Origin of the sequence: Streptomyces sp. NPDC029044 (assembly GCF_040637495.1) — a bacterium.
Taxonomy (GTDB): domain Bacteria; phylum Actinomycetota; class Actinomycetes; order Streptomycetales; family Streptomycetaceae; genus Streptomyces.
This window is the reverse complement of record NZ_JBEZWN010000017.1, coordinates 112,722-126,689: the sequence shown is the minus strand read 5'-3', so window position 1 is coordinate 126,689 and position 13,968 is coordinate 112,722. Positions and strand designations below refer to the sequence as shown.

At 72.9% G+C, this 13,968-nt stretch carries 12 protein-coding genes; 8 read left to right on the top strand and 4 right to left on the bottom strand.

Features of this window, described 5'->3' with window-relative positions:
- Nucleotides 1-368 precede the first annotated feature (368 nt).
- Nucleotides 369-2,153 (bottom strand): DUF3152 domain-containing protein, encoded by a 1,785-nt coding sequence (locus tag AB0E85_RS17015; RefSeq protein WP_361927339.1) that lies wholly within the window; start codon nt 2,151-2,153, stop codon nt 369-371.
- Nucleotides 2,154-2,161: 8 nt separating this feature from the next.
- Entirely contained in the window at nt 2,162-3,208 is a 1,047-nt protein-coding gene (locus AB0E85_RS17010) for an alpha/beta hydrolase (protein WP_361927336.1), read from the bottom strand.
- 254 nt (nt 3,209-3,462) lie between these two features.
- Here AB0E85_RS17010 and AB0E85_RS17005 point away from each other — a divergent pair, with 254 nt between their 5' ends.
- From AB0E85_RS17005 to AB0E85_RS16990, 4 genes are all read left to right on the top strand, one after another.
- Nucleotides 3,463-3,687, top strand: a complete 225-nt coding sequence (locus AB0E85_RS17005) for a hypothetical protein (RefSeq protein WP_361927334.1) — start codon at nt 3,463-3,465, stop codon at nt 3,685-3,687.
- A 207-nt stretch (nt 3,688-3,894) separates the two neighbouring features.
- Nucleotides 3,895-4,542 (top strand): TetR/AcrR family transcriptional regulator, encoded by a 648-nt coding sequence (locus AB0E85_RS17000; protein WP_053671654.1) that lies wholly within the window; start codon nt 3,895-3,897, stop codon nt 4,540-4,542.
- 136 nt (nt 4,543-4,678) lie between these two features.
- The gene (locus AB0E85_RS16995; RefSeq protein WP_030854792.1) at nt 4,679-4,906 is read left to right on the top strand and encodes a DUF3107 domain-containing protein; all 228 of its coding nucleotides are present in this window, start codon (nt 4,679-4,681) and stop codon (nt 4,904-4,906) included.
- Between the two features lie 349 nt (nt 4,907-5,255).
- Complete coding sequence (locus AB0E85_RS16990; RefSeq protein ID WP_107455579.1) at nt 5,256-5,525, top strand: hypothetical protein; 270 nt, start codon at nt 5,256-5,258, stop codon at nt 5,523-5,525.
- A gap of 54 nt (nt 5,526-5,579) precedes the next feature.
- Here the strand turns inward: AB0E85_RS16990 and AB0E85_RS16985 are convergent, their stop codons facing one another.
- On the bottom strand, nt 5,580-6,329 hold the full coding sequence (locus AB0E85_RS16985) for a ferritin-like fold-containing protein (RefSeq protein WP_033313892.1): 750 nt from the start codon (nt 6,327-6,329) through the stop codon (nt 5,580-5,582).
- Nucleotides 6,330-6,802: 473 nt separating this feature from the next.
- Here AB0E85_RS16985 and AB0E85_RS16980 point away from each other — a divergent pair, with 473 nt between their 5' ends.
- Both AB0E85_RS16980 and AB0E85_RS16975 read left to right on the top strand, forming a co-directional pair.
- Nucleotides 6,803-9,475: a DEAD/DEAH box helicase gene (locus AB0E85_RS16980; RefSeq protein ID WP_361927329.1), complete on the top strand. Its 2,673-nt coding sequence runs from the start codon at nt 6,803-6,805 to the stop codon at nt 9,473-9,475.
- A 97-nt stretch (nt 9,476-9,572) separates the two neighbouring features.
- Nucleotides 9,573-10,478: an alpha/beta hydrolase gene (locus tag AB0E85_RS16975; protein WP_361927326.1), complete on the top strand. Its 906-nt coding sequence runs from the start codon at nt 9,573-9,575 to the stop codon at nt 10,476-10,478.
- On the opposite strand, the gene AB0E85_RS16970 is transcribed toward AB0E85_RS16975, so the two are convergent.
- The gene (locus tag AB0E85_RS16970; RefSeq protein ID WP_361927323.1) at nt 10,475-11,368 is read right to left on the bottom strand and encodes an NYN domain-containing protein; all 894 of its coding nucleotides are present in this window, start codon (nt 11,366-11,368) and stop codon (nt 10,475-10,477) included. The genes AB0E85_RS16975 and AB0E85_RS16970 overlap by 4 nt on opposite strands.
- Nucleotides 11,369-11,571: 203 nt before the next feature.
- On the opposite strand from AB0E85_RS16970, the gene AB0E85_RS16965 reads away from it, so the two are divergent.
- A complete protein-coding gene (locus tag AB0E85_RS16965) occupies nt 11,572-11,748 on the top strand; it encodes a hypothetical protein (protein WP_361927346.1) in 177 nt (58 codons plus the stop codon).
- A gap of 134 nt (nt 11,749-11,882) precedes the next feature.
- Nucleotides 11,883-13,961, top strand: coding sequence for a serine protease (locus AB0E85_RS16960; RefSeq protein ID WP_361927321.1), 2,079 nt, complete (start codon nt 11,883-11,885; stop codon nt 13,959-13,961).
- The last annotated feature ends 7 nt before the right edge of the window (nt 13,962-13,968 follow it).

Below are 13,968 nucleotides of genomic sequence, written 5' to 3'. Positions count from 1 at the left end.
GGTTGTCCGTCGCACCACCAAAAGGGGTGAACGGTCGTAACTTTCCCGTGCGGGTCGCGTTCTGTCGCGCTAGGAGATCAAGCGGACACGCATCGTCATGCCGCGGCCAACTCCCGTCGCCGCGCCCGGATCACACCGCGGCCGACTCCGGTCACCGTGCCCCGATCACACCGCAGCCGGCTCCCGTCGCCGTGCCCGCCGTCGTGCGGCGGCCTCCGGGTCGAGTGCCGGCACCGCGGCCGGCAGCTGCCGGGTTGTACGGCTGGACCGTCACGTCGAGGGCGGGCGTCGGCTCGTCGGCGATGAGGAGCCGGGGTTCGCACGCGAGCGCCATGGCGCGAGGCGCGCCGCACCGCCTGTGACGCCTGTCAATTCCCGGGGTAGGCCCAGGGATTGACGCGACAGCGGATGCCGTCGTGGTCGAGGAACTTGGTCTGCTGCTGCATGACCGGCGCCAGGTCGCCGTTCTTGTCGCAGGTGACGTGGTTGTAGCCGAGGCGGTGGCCGACCTCGTGGTTGATGAGCATCTGCCGGTAGGCGTGGATCCGGCTGTCGCCGTAGGTCGGTGAGCCCTGGGCCCACCGGTAGGCGTTGATCATCACGCGTTCGGTCGCGGCCGAGTCGCAGGAGACGTTGTCCTGGGTGGTGTCCAGGCCCGACTTGGCGCACCAGTCGGCGGTCGTGCCGGGGCTGGCGAGGGTGATCACGAAGTCGGGCTTGCCGGAGTAGATGCGCTCGAAGGTGCGCGCGCCGTTGTGGGCCCAGCTGCGCTGGTCGTTGAGCGTCTGCTGCACGGCCTCGGCGAACAGTGCGCCGTCCAGCCCGAGTCCCTGCTCCACGTCGACGCGGTAGGTGAACTTCTGCCCGGCACCCGGCGCCTCGGCGATACCGGGGACGGCGTCGAACCTCCCGGAACCCTTGAGCTCGGCGCCGAGCGGGTACGTCCTGCTCATCTTCTCGTCGTACGTCAGCGGCTTGACCTCGGGGGCGGGCGCCCGGCCGTCCGCGCGGGACGCGGAGTCGCGGACGTCGCGGGCCTGGTCGGGGGCGGACTGCGACTGCACGCCGGCGCCGCCGTTGTCGTCGGCGACCTGGCCGGCGACGACGACGGCCAGCACGGTGGTGACGGCCGCGGCCGCGATGCCGGTGAAGGCACGCCCCTTGCCGCCCTTGCCCGGCACGGGCGCGCCGGTGGGCCTCACGTCGCCCTGGCCGACGGACCCGGGGTCGGCGGCGGTGCCGACGCTCCAGTCCGTGACGGAGGCGTAGGCGTCCGCGGCGTGCGCGGAGGCGGGCGTGCGGGGCGCGAAGACGTCGTCCTCCTCGTCGACGAAGGCATCGAGATAGTCCTGCCGCGGCCCGGGCACGGATGCCCGGCGCTGCCGCGGTATGGGAGCACCGACTTGGGCGGGTGCCCCGCCGCTCCCACTCAACTCACCCCAGCCGCCTCCGCCTTCGCGCTGCTCGGGATGGCCGCACCGGGCTTGCGGAAACCCGTGCGCGGGGGTGCCGTCGGGCAGCCGCGGCACCCCGCGCGGCGGCGTACCACCGGCCACCCTCGGCATTCCGTGCGCGGGAGTCCCGTCCGGCAACCGCGGAACGCCCTGCGCGGTCGCCCCATCGGCGACCCACGGAACATCACGCGCCGGAGTCCCGTCCGCCGACATCGGCACACCACGCACAGGAGTCCCATCCGCCAACCGCGGAACACCCTGCGCCGAAGTCCCGTCCGCCACCCGCGGAACACCACGCACAGGAGTCCCATCCGGCAACCGCGGAACACCCTGCGCCGGAGTCCCGTCGGCAAGGCGCGGTACCCCGCGCACCGGCGTGCCGTCCGGCAGGCGTGGGAGGCCCTGGGGCGGTGTGCCGTCCGGGTGCCAGCCGTCGGGCAGGCGCGGCATGCCGTGCGGCGGCGCCGCCTCCGCCGGCGCCGGGCGCGGCCCCGGCACCCTGCGCGGGCCCGGCGACGGCCAGCCGCCCTGCGGGGCACTGGGCGGTGCGCTGCGGGCCCCACGGCCGGCGTCCGACGCCTGGCCCTGGCCCGGCCTCTGCCCCTGCCCCTGCGTGGCCCCGGTCCTGCCGTTCCGTACTGCGGTGGTGTCCGCGCTGTCGCCCTTGGCGACCGGTCCGCGGCGGCTGTGGCGTCCCACGTCGCGCCTCAGCCCCCCATGCTCTCGTCGGTGCCTTCTTCGTCGACGGCGTCGCCCCCGGCGTCCGCCCGGTCGGCCCGCCTCGCTCGCTGCGCGCCCAACTCTCCCGCGTCTTCAAGGAGTTCACGAAACGCCAGAGCCACTGTCTCCGGGTACTCCATCATCGCCACATGACCCGCGTCGGGCAACGTCACCAGCCGGGAATCGCGGAAGGCCCGAGCCGCTTTCTGGGCCATGCGGAAGCCGACGAGCTGATCGCGGCCCCCGTAGACGAGGAGGGTCGGGGCGAGGACCCGTTCGGCCTGGCGCCACAGCCCCTGTTGCCCGCCCAGGGTGTACGCGTTGACGATCCCGCGCGCGGAGCGCGCCATCGCGTCCCAGAAGTACGGCAGCCGCAGCCGCCGCTCCATCTCCTGCACGGCGTTGCGGAATCCTTCCGGCGTCACCCGCCCGGGATCCCCGTAACACAGCGCCATCACGCCGCGGACCCGCTGCTCCGCGGTCCACTCCCGGGTGAGCCGGGTGAAGAGCAGGGCGACTCCGGGCACCGCAAGCAGCCCCGTGGGCACGGCTGAGCGCTGCACTCGGATTTCCGGCAGGGCGGGCGACACAAGCGTGAGCGTACGGACCAGATCGGGCCGGACCGCGGCGACACGTGTGGCGATGGCGCCGCCGAGCGAGTTCCCGAACAGGTGCACGGGACCGCGACCGGAGGCGTCGAGGTAACGGATGACCGCGCGTGCATGCCCCGTGACGGAGTAGTTGCCGTCGTCCGGTGGCGGGGAGTCGCCGAAGCCCGGCAGGTCGAGGGCCTCGCCGTCGACGACGCCGTCCAGCAGCATCATCAGCGCCGACCAGTTCTGCGAGGAACCGCCGAGGCCGTGCACGAACAGCGCGGGCGGCAGCCCCTCGCGCGCGGGAGGCCTCGACCGGACCGTCAGCGTGACGCCGGGCAGCTCGACCGACCGCAGGCGCTCCCCCTCCGCGACCCGGACGGTCCCCACCTTCGGCAGCACGTTGGCGGGCGGCACGAACGGCAGCTCGGTCGAAGACATGCGGCAATGTTACGAGACGATCACGCAGTGACTCATGTGTTCGCCTGTGTTCGCCGTCACAGGATTCGGCCGTTGATCGGGCGAAAGAGGAGGCACTCGGGCGCACGTGGGTAGCAGTGAACGGGATGCGCACGGTGTCACGACCCGGACGCGGATCGCATAGCGTCCGGATCGGGTGTCTCCTAGGCTCGTACAGAGGGCACCCGCGTGTGGCCCCTGCATTCCCAGGGACGTTCGTAGGAAGGGAGCCCAGCATGGCCGTAGATCCCAGCGACCCCGAGACGTTCGAGGCCGAGGACGCGCCGGAGGCGCAGGAGTTCGACGTCGAGGCCCCCGAGGTCGACGCGGCCGAGCAGCAGGCGGACCTCGCGCCGGACCGCGACGACCCGCTGACCGGCGTCGACCCGGACCGGGCCAACGAGGCCGACCTGGTGGAGCAGGCCCGGATCGTCTCGCTCGACGAGGACGACTACCGGTGACACTCGCCGCCGACGGGCGACGAGCGGCTCCCCTGAACAGGAAAGGGGCAGCATTTTGCCCGCTCTGACCCTGTTTGAAACCTTCGCAACCGCTTTCGCAACCGTCCGGTCCGTGAAATTCTGCGTTCTCACCGCGCGCGCCACGGTTACCGAAAAGTACGATGGCGACGCGGCCAGATCCGCACATGGACGAACATGGGAGGCGGCGTGACAGCCATCGAGCAGACAGAGGCGGTTCGCCCGCGGGGCACACGCCTGCCGCGCCGTGCCCGACGCAACCAGCTCCTGGGCGCCGCCCAGGAGGTCTTCGTGGCCCAGGGCTATCACGCGGCCGCGATGGACGACATCGCAGAGCGCGCGGGCGTCAGCAAGCCGGTGCTCTACCAGCACTTCCCGGGCAAGCTCGACCTCTATCTCGCGCTGCTGGACCAGCACTGCGAGTCGCTCATCCAGTCCGTACGGAACGCCCTCGCGTCGACGACCGACAACAAGCAGCGCGTCCGGGCGACGATGGACGCCTACTTCGCCTACGTCGAGGACGACGGCGGCGCGTTCCGCCTGGTCTTCGAGTCGGACCTGACGAACGAGCCCGCCGTGCGCGAGCGCGTCGACAAGGTCACGAACGAGTGCGCGGAGGCGATCTGCGACGTCATCGCCGAGGACACCGGCCTGTCGCGCGCGGAGTCGATGCTGCTCGCCTCGGGCCTGGGCGGACTGGCCCAGGTGGTGGCGCGGTCCTGGCTGCACAGCGACCGCAGCGTGCCGCGCGACCAGGCCGTGCAGCTGCTCACCTCGTTGGCATGGCGCGGTATCGCCGGCTTCCCGCTGCACGGCATGGACCAGCCGCAGCACTGACGGGCGCCTTTGTTCCCGCCCGATGTTCGCTCGTGGCGTTCTCGGGCGGAGCATGTACGTCCCCTCACCGGGCTAATGTGTGCTGCGTACGGCGCGGAAGGTCGCGCACATCACTGACCGTCGGAGGGACATAGCCGTGGAGGTCAAGATCGGCGTGCAGCACGCGCCCCGCGAGATCGTTCTGGAGAGCGGTCAGACTGCCGAGGAGGTCGAGCGCGTGGTCGCCGAGGCACTGGCCGGCAAGTCGCAGCTGCTGAGCCTCGTGGACGAGCACGGCCGCAAGCTCCTCGTCCCGGCCGACCGTCTCGCGTACGTCGAGATCGGTGAGCCGGCCCCGCGCAAGGTGGGCTTCGGCGCGCTGTAGGCGCAACAGCGAGCGGGGCGGGACGGCTACGGCCGTCCCGCCCCGCTCGCGTACCTGCCCCCCGCTCGCGTACTTGCCCCCGTTCGCGTACGGCCCCGGTTCGCGCACTGCCCCGGTTCGGGCAGCCGCCCCCCGTTTGCGCCGTTTGCGTCGCCCTCCCTCGGACACCCCTCCCGCGTGGCACTGCTCGGACACCCCTCCGTGTGGCCCTCGCCTTCCCCGTGCGGCACACCGCTTCCTCCACGGATGGAGCACAAGTCGCCCACAGGGGTGGATTGGATTCCGCAGGTCAGGGGTAAGACGGGCTACGACCGATTTGGGCAGCCGGCCGTGTGGGAGGGACCCCGACATGCTCCTGGAAGCGCTGAGCTCCGCGATCCTCGGCCTGGCTCTGGCGTGGGCGGCCGCACACCGCCTGTCGCACCGTCTGCCGGCCCGCCCCATGGTGCTGTCGACCGGTGTCGCCGGCGCCCTGTTCGGGGCCTTCGTCATGCACAGCGCGCTGGACGCCGGGCACGTGCTGCTCGTCCTGCTCGGTGCGGTGATCGTCTCCGTGGCCTCGCTGTCGCTGCTGCTGCGCCCCGCGGGAAGACTGCGCCGCCGGTCGGCGACCGCCTGAGGGGTCGCCGACGGTGGTGGCGCTGACGACGCGGCCCGGCCGCCCGGCGATGGACTAGGCCGCCAGCCCCAGCGCGGCCATCCGCTTGGTGTGGGCCTCGGTGATCCGGGAGAACATCTTGCCGACCTCGGCGAGGTCGAAGCCGTCCGCGACACCGCCCACCAGCATGGTCGACAGCGCGTCCCGGTCGGCGACCACCCGCTGGGACTGCGACAGGGCCTCCCCCATCAGCCGTCGCGCCCACAGCGCGAGCCGCCCGCCCACACGCGGGTCGGCATCGATCGCGGCCCGCACCTTCTCCACGGCGAAGCCGCCGTGCCCTGTGTCGTCGAGCACGGCCAGCACCAGGTTGCGGGAGTCGGAGTCCAGCCGGGCGGCGACCTCCCGGTAGAAGTCGCTGGCGATGGAGTCGCCGACGTAGGCCTTGACGAGGCCCTCCAGCCAGTCCGAGGGGGCCGTCTGCTTGTGGAACCCGTCGTACGCGGCGACGAACGGCTCCATCGCCCGCGTCGGCTCCTCCCCGATCTCGGCGAGCCGGTCGCGCAGCCTCTCGAAGTGGTGGAACTCCGCCGACGCCATCTTCGCCAGCTCCGCCTTGTCCGCCAGTGTCGGCGCCAGCTTGGCGTCCTCCGCGAGCCGCTCGAACGCCGCCAGCTCCCCGTACGCGAGCGCACCGAGCAGGTCGACGACCGCGGCGCGGTACTGCGGGTCGGCGGAGGCCGTCGCCCAGTCCCGGGCGGCGACCGAGGTCGGTTCGGCGGCGGCGGTGTCCGAGGCGTTCTCAGGCTTGTCAGAGCTCGTCATGAAGCGCACAATAGCCCGCCCGCCGGACGTCGTAAGGCCCTGGTCAATCACTGTGACGACGACTACGTGACCGAATCGGCCATCGCATGTGCGGGAATCCGGGGTATGGTGGTAATGCGCCTGCTGGTACGTCGACGTACCTCGACAGGCCGCACGTATGAGGATGCCCGGTCGGTGGCCCGATCGGCTCCGACCCGACAGCCCTCCCCGGCGTACGGCACTACGCGTACGAGACCCGGAGGGGACACCCTCAGCGGCACGAGCGCTAGAGCGTCGGCGCGGTCCCGTGCTCTACGGCCCGCCCGTAGGCAGCCGACGTCCCCGGCACGGTCTGACACGACCCCGCGCTCGCCTCGCGCCGCCCACACAGAAGAGGCAGCACCCTGACTACGTTCCGAGAGCTCGGAATCCTCCCCGAGACCGCCGAGGCCCTTGAGGCCGTCGGCATCATCACCCCCTTCCCCATCCAGGAGATGACGCTCCCCGTCGCCCTCTCGGGCACGGACGTCATCGGCCAGGCCAAGACCGGCACCGGCAAGACGCTGGGCTTCGGTCTCCCGCTCCTGGAGCGCGTCACCGTCCCCGCCGACGTCGAGGCCGGGCGCGCCGAGCCCGAGGCGCTCACCGAGGCCCCGCAGGCGCTCGTCGTCGTCCCCACGCGCGAGCTGTGCACGCAGGTCACCAACGACCTGCTGACCGCGGGCAAGGTGCGTAACGTCCGCGTCCTCGCCATCTACGGCGGCCGGGCCTACGAGCCGCAGGTCGAGGCCCTGAAGAAGGGCGTCGACGTGGTCGTCGGCACCCCGGGCCGGCTCCTCGACCTCGCCGGGCAGAAGAAGCTGAACCTGAAGCACGTCAAGTGCCTGGTTCTCGACGAGGCCGACGAGATGCTCGACCTGGGCTTCCTGCCCGACGTCGAGAAGATCATCAACATGCTGCCGGTGCGGCGCCAGACGATGCTGTTCTCGGCCACCATGCCGGGCGCGGTCATCGGCCTCGCCCGCCGCTACATGTCGCAGCCCACGCACATCCGCGCCACGGCGCCGGACGACGCGGGCGCGACGGTCGCGAACACCAAGCAGTTCATCTACCGCGCGCACAACATGGACAAGCCCGAGATGGTCGCGCGCATCCTCCAGGCCGACGGCCGGGGGCTGGCGATGGTCTTCTGCCGCACCAAGCGCACGGCGGCCGACCTCGCCGACCAGCTGAAGCAGCGCGGCTTCGCGTCCGGCGCGGTCCACGGCGACCTCGGCCAGGGCGCCCGCGAGCAGGCGCTGCGCGCCTTCCGCAACGGCAAGGTGGACGTGCTCGTCTGCACCGACGTCGCCGCCCGCGGCATCGACGTCGAGGGCGTCACGCACGTCATCAACTACCAGTCGCCCGAAGAGGAGAAGACGTACCTGCACCGCATCGGCCGTACGGGCCGCGCGGGCGCGAAGGGTACGGCGATCACGCTGGTCGACTGGGACGACATCCCGCGCTGGCAGCTGATCAACAAGGCGCTGGAGCTCGACTTCAACGACCCGCCGGAGACGTACTCCACCTCCCCGCACCTCTACACCGACCTCGGCATCCCCGAGGGCACGAAGGGCATCCTGCCGCGCTCGGAGCGTACGCGCGCCGGGCTGGACGCGGAGGAGCTGGAGGACCTGGGCGAGCCGGGCGGCCGCGGGCCGCGCGGTCGCGGCGGCCGGGGTGGCCGCGGCGACCGGGACGAGTCCCGTTCGGCCGACCGCGAGCGCTCGTCGCGTACGCCGCGTCGCCGCCGTCGTACCCGCGGCGGGGCGGCGGTCGACGGTGCGCCCGAGTCCGCCGGCACCACCGCGCCGGACATCACAGCCACCGGCGGCGCCGCCGAGGCGGACGCCGTCACGGCTCCGCGCACCCCGCGCCGCCGTCGCCGCACCCGCGGCGGGGCCCAGTCCGAGGCCCCGGTCACGGCGGTCGAGTCCCCCGCGTCCGAGCAGGCGGAGACCGCCGTCGAGACGGCGGAGGGCACGGTGGCCGAGGCCCCGGAGGCAGCCGCGAAGCCGCGTCGGCGCCGTACGCGCCGCTCGGAGACGCCCGCGGTGGAGACCGAGGCCGCGGTGACGCCGTCGGCCCCGGAGCCGGCCGTCGTCGCCGAGGCCCCGGCCGTCGCCGAGGCCCCGGCCGTCGCGGAAGCCGCTCAGCCCGAGGCTGTCGCCGCCAAGCCGCGCCGCCGCACCCGCAAGGCCACGGCCGCGGCCGCGGCCGAGTCCGCGGTCGACACGGCCGAGGGGACGACCGAGGCCGCTGCGGAGCCGGCGGAGACCAAGCCCCGGCGTACCCGCAAGACGGCTGCGAAGGCCGAGGCGAGCGTCGACACGGCCGAGGCCACCGAGGCCAAGCCGCGCCGGACGCGCAAGACGGCCGCAGCCACGGAGGACACCGCCGAGACGGCCGAGGCGAAGCCCAGGCGTACGCGCAAGGCGACGGCAGCGGCGGCCGAGGCCGCCGTCGACACGGCCGAGGCCACCGAGGCCAAGCCGCGCCGCCGCACCCGCAAGACCGTCGAGGCCGCCGCGACCACGGCCACGGCCGAGGCCCAGGAGGCCGCGGAGACCAAGCCGCGCCGCACCCGCAAGGCCGCCGCCCCGGCGGAGGCCGCCGTCGACACGGCCGAAGGTGCGCAGGCCAAGCCGCGCCGCACGCGCAAGACGGCCGCAGCCGCCGTCGCCGAGATCCCGGCCCAGACGGCTCAGGAGCCGGAGGCCGCCGAGGCCAAGCCGCGCCGCACGCGGAAGACCGCCGCAGCCGCCCCGGACGGGGAGGCCGCCGAGGCCAAGCCGCGCCGCACGCGCAAGACGGCGGCTGCCGCCCCGGACGGGGAGGCCGCCGAGGCCAAGCCGCGCCGGACGCGGAAGACCGCCGCAGCGGCCGAGGCCGCCGTCGACACGGCCGAGGGCACGGAGGCCAAGCCGCGCCGCCGCACCCGCAAGGCCGCCGAGCCCACCGAGATCCCCGCACAGGCGGTTCAGGAGCCGGAGGCCGCCAAGCCGCGCCGTACGCGCAAGGCGACCACGGCCGCCACGGCCGCCGCTGCGGAGGACGCGACGGAGGCGAAGCCCAGGGTCCGCCGGGCCCGCAAGGCCACGGCCGCCGCGGAGCCCACGGAGGGCTGACACACCCCTCTCCGACGGCCCGGCCCCCTCACGGGGAGCCGGGCCGTCGGCCTTCGCCCGGAGCGCAGGGGCGATTCCCACCCGCTACTCTCGCCCCGTGACCAGCCACTCCGCCTTCCCCCCGCCCCCCGGCGCCCGCGCCTACCCCCTGCGCACCGCGCGCGGCGAGTTCGCGGTCGTCGACTCGTCGCCGGCGACGGGCGAGGAGAGCAGGGGAGTCGTCCTGATGCTGCCGGGGTTCACCGGGAGCAAGGAGGACTTCCGGTTGCTCCACGAGCCGCTCGCACACCGGGGGTACCGGGTCGTCGCCGTGGACGGGCGCGGGCAGTACGAGTCGGACGGCCCCCGGGACGACGAAACCGCCTACGCCCAGCGGGAACTGGCGCGGGACGTACTCGCGCAGGCCGAGGCGCTGGGCGGGCCCGTCCACCTCGTCGGGCACTCGCTCGGCGGGCAGATCGCCCGTGCGGCCGTGCTGCTCGACCACTCCCCGTTCGTCTCGTTCACCCTGGTCTCGTCCGGCCCGGCGGAGATCTCCGTCTCCCAGCAGCAGCGCGTGAAGCTGCTGCGGGACGCGCTCGCCGTGCTGTCGATGGCGGAGGTGTGGGAGGCCATCCAGGCCATGGGGCCGCCGGAGGAGGTCGGCGGACCCGCCCGCGGCCTCGGTGACCAGGACCAGTTGCGCCGCCGCTGGCTCGGCCACAGTCCCGCACAACTGCTCGCGACCGGTCGTCAGTTGTGCACCGAGCCGGACCGCGTGGCCGAACTCGCCGCCCTCCCGCTGCCGTTCCACGTCCTGTCGGGCGCGCACGACGACACCTGGCCGGTGGCGATCCTCGACGACATGGCGCTGCGGCTCGGCGCGCACCGCACGGTCATCACGGGCGCGGAGCACTCCCCCAACGCCGATCGCCCGCTGCCGACGGCCCACGCCCTCGCCGACTTCTGGGACGGCACCGGGCCGGGCCGGCCCCTGCGACCTGATCCGGACGACAGGCCCTAATACTGCGTGCGCAGGTGATCCCAGAAGCCGTCCCGCAGGGCCCGCCGCAGGTCCGCCTGGCCGCGCAGTGAGTACTGCAGGAGACCCTCCGCCTCCACGAGCAGGTCCTGGTCGACCGAGCCGGGCAGGTACGGGTGGCCGGGCAGCAGCTCGACCAGCGTGTCCCGGCCGCGGGCGGCCAGCCACTTCGCCGCGATCTGCGCGCCGACGAACCGCACGTCCTCGCGGGTGGGCCGATCGGCGGCCGTCTCGTAGGCGGGGGCCGTGCGGCGGGAGACGTACGGCTTGAAGAAGTCGAGGTCGAAGGTGCGCTGGCTGTCGACCTCCCACAGGAGGGGCTCCGCCTGGTTGCGGCCCTCCGGGGCCTCGATGCCCCAGAGGTGCACCCGGGCGCCGTACCCCTGGGCCGCCTCCACCGCCGACACCAGGTCCTCGTCGCCGCCGAGCAGGGCCGCGTCGCTGATGGCGCGGTGCCGGGCGAGGGACTCCAGGTCGGAGCGGATGAGCGAATCGACGCCCTTCTGCTGGTTGTTGGCGTTGAGGTTGCCGAGGCGCACCTTGACGTCCGGCAGTTCCGCGATGGTCTGCTGCTCGGCCGTGTGGATGCGGCGGCGGGCGCCGTCGTACCAGTAGACCCGCAGCAGCCGGCTGTCGGCGAAGATCGTGCGGGCCTTGTCGATGAGGGCGTCGATCAGGCCCTCGGCGTCCAGGTCGAAGGCGCGGCGGTCCTCCGTACCGGCGACGAGGCGTCCCGCGGCCGCGTACAGATACCCGGCATCGACGAAGATCGCGTGGGTCGAGGGCGTCTTCGCCACCTCGGCGAGCATGCGCTGGAGCAGCTCGTTGGTGTGGTCGATGCGGGCGCTGAGGGCCGCGAGGTCGTCGTTCATCACCTCCATTGTCCCGGCGGTCACGCTGCGAACACAACCGGTCCCGGTCGGTCCCGTAACGACACTCTTACGTCTCAGTAATTAGCAGTTCGAAAAATTTCCTTAGCGTAGGGAATGTTTGACAGTCACATCTCTGTTGACCCATACGGAACACCGGCAACGACGCCCGGTGGGCCGCACACCGAGTAGTTCTCCTCAGGAGGATGACCAGACGAAGGGAGAAGCCCTTGCGCTTCGAAATCATGCGACTCGACGACGTCGACGGCACTGCTGTGGACTCGACCGTTGTGGACGCCGCCTCCGTCAACCGCATCGTTCAGCAGGCGGCCGCCATAGGGCAGCGTCTCTGGATCCGCCCGGCCGAGGCCACGGCCTCATAACGCGCGCAGCTCTCCCACACTTCAAGAGCCCCCGCCCGGCATCGGCCGTGCGGGGGCTCCGCTGTTGCGAACCTCCCAGGTCGGGGGCGTACTGGCTGAGGGGCCCAGCGCGAACCAGAACAGGACGGTGGAGCATGTCGGTGACGGACCGGTCGTACCAGGAGCTGCACGAGCAGGTCGCCGACGAGGCCGCGCGGCGCTACGAGGACTCCGCCGCGGAGCGCGAGCGGGTGGAGGGCCGGCTGGCGGCCGGTGTGCGGTTCCCCGACTCCCCGGACGCCCTCGCCGTGCGCGCCGACCGGATCCTCGACCGCGGCGGTCTGTCGCCCTCGGCGGTGGTGGCGGACATCCACCGCGAGGCCATGGACCTGCCCGACGCCAACGAGCGGATCATCGACCTGTCCAACGAACTCCAGGCCTGGAGCTTCCTGCCGCGCGGGGTCAGGGCCGGGGCCACGGTCGCCCGGATCACGCTGCGGCGCGACGGCCGCGAGCTGCCGCACGGCACCGGCTTCCTGGTCTCGCCGCGGCTGATGATGACCAACCACCACGTCCTGCCCGACGAGAGCTTCGCGGGCCGCTGCTTCGTGGAGTTCAACGCCCAGGTCACGGCCGACAACCTGCCCGACACGGTCGTCCGGATGGAGCTCGACCCCGGGACCTTCTTCGCGGCGGACCGGCGGCTCGACTTCGCCCTGGTGGCGCTCGCGCCCACCCCGGGCGGCCCGCCTCCGGGCGAGATCTTCGGCTGGAACCGGCTGAGCGTGCAGATCGGCAAGCTGGTGCTGGGCGAGAAGGTGAACATCATCGGCCATCCCTCGGGGCGGCTGAAGGAGATCGCGCTGCGTGACAACGCGGTGCTGGTCCGCCTGGACGACTTCGTGCACTACACGACCGACACCGAACCGGGGAACTCCGGCTCCCCCGTCTTCAACGACCAGTGGGAGGTCGTGGCGCTGCACCACAGCGGCGTGCCCAGGAAGGACGGCCAGGGCCGCGTCCTGCGCAAGGACGGCCGGCCCTGGCAGCAGGGCGACGGCGACGACGCCATCGACTGGGTCGCCAACGAGGGCGTCCGGATCAGCTCGATCCTCAAGCACCTGGCCGGTCTGGACCTCGACCCGGGACGGCGCGCCCTGCTGGCCGAGATGGGCCCCGACACCGGGCTGGACCAGGCCACGACCACAGCGCCGGCCTCCGGGACACAGCCGCAGAGGACGACCGCGCTACCGGGTGTCACGACCCCCTCGGTCCCGGAAGCCGCCACAACGCCCCCCACGGCCGGGGGTGAGCGGCCCAGGATCGGGCTCCGGGCCCGCGCCACCGCCTTCGGCGGCCGTCAGCACCTCGTCTTCCTGCACGGCCGTGACCAGCAGGAAAACTACCCCGACGAGCTCCGCCGCACGTGGACGGCTGGCCTGAACCGCGGGCTCACCCTCGCCACGCTGCCTCCGCTCGACCCGGAGGACGTGTGGTTCCCGTTCTACGGCACGAGACTGCACGACCTCGTGAGCGGCAGGGAGAGCACGGTCGCGCCCGTCGGCCTCGACCAGGTGAGCGCCGCCGCTGCCGCCGAGGTGTTCGCCGCGGAGTCGCCCACGGGCTCCTACGAGCGACTGCTCTTCGAGGCGGCCGCCCGGGCCGGCATGCCCCAGAACGGTCCGGCGACCACGGAAGGCTTCGGCGCGGGCCTGGTCGGCGTGCTGCACCGGCCGCTGAGCTGGCTCGCCGCCAAGTCGGACCTGGACGAGTGGACCATCGCCACGTTCCTGCGGGACGTCGACCTGTACCTCGGGGACAGCGCCGTGCGGCAGGCGGTGCTGGACAGCGTCCTGGAGACGATGCCGGCCGACGGCGAACTGGTGCTGGTCACGCACAGCCTGGGCACGGTCGTGGGGATGGACCTCCTGACCCGGCTCCCCGAGAGCCTCGACCCCGTGCTGCTGGTCACCGCGGGCAGCCCGCTCGGCCTGGACGGGGTCAACGAGCGGCTCCTGACCCGGGGCCCGCACCAGCCGCCCCGGGTGCGTGACTGGGTGAACGTCTGGTGCCCCACGGACACGGTGGCCATCGGCTGTCCCCTGGAGGACGAACGGTGGGGGAAGCTCACCCAGCTGGCCGTCCCGAACGGCCGCGAGCGCGCGCACAAGATGGACGAGTACCTCGGCCACCCGGGACCGGCCCGGGAGATCCGCGGTGTCCTGCGCGCCTGACGGGGAT

Coding starts and splice junctions, on each gene's coding strand:
- AB0E85_RS16965 (WP_361927346.1), top strand. CDS start 11,572: ATGACCAGACGAAGGGAGAAGCCCTTGCGCTTCGAAATCATGCGACTC.
- AB0E85_RS17010 (WP_361927336.1), bottom strand. CDS start 3,208: ATGTCTTCGACCGAGCTGCCGTTCGTGCCGCCCGCCAACGTGCTGCCG.
- AB0E85_RS16980 (WP_361927329.1), top strand. CDS start 6,803: ATGACGCTCCCCGTCGCCCTCTCGGGCACGGACGTCATCGGCCAGGCC.
- AB0E85_RS17005 (WP_361927334.1), top strand. CDS start 3,463: ATGGCCGTAGATCCCAGCGACCCCGAGACGTTCGAGGCCGAGGACGCG.
- AB0E85_RS16970 (WP_361927323.1), bottom strand. CDS start 11,368: ATGAACGACGACCTCGCGGCCCTCAGCGCCCGCATCGACCACACCAAC.
- AB0E85_RS16985 (WP_033313892.1), bottom strand. CDS start 6,329: ATGACGAGCTCTGACAAGCCTGAGAACGCCTCGGACACCGCCGCCGCC.
- AB0E85_RS16990 (WP_107455579.1), top strand. CDS start 5,256: ATGCTCCTGGAAGCGCTGAGCTCCGCGATCCTCGGCCTGGCTCTGGCG.
- AB0E85_RS16960 (WP_361927321.1), top strand. CDS start 11,883: ATGTCGGTGACGGACCGGTCGTACCAGGAGCTGCACGAGCAGGTCGCC.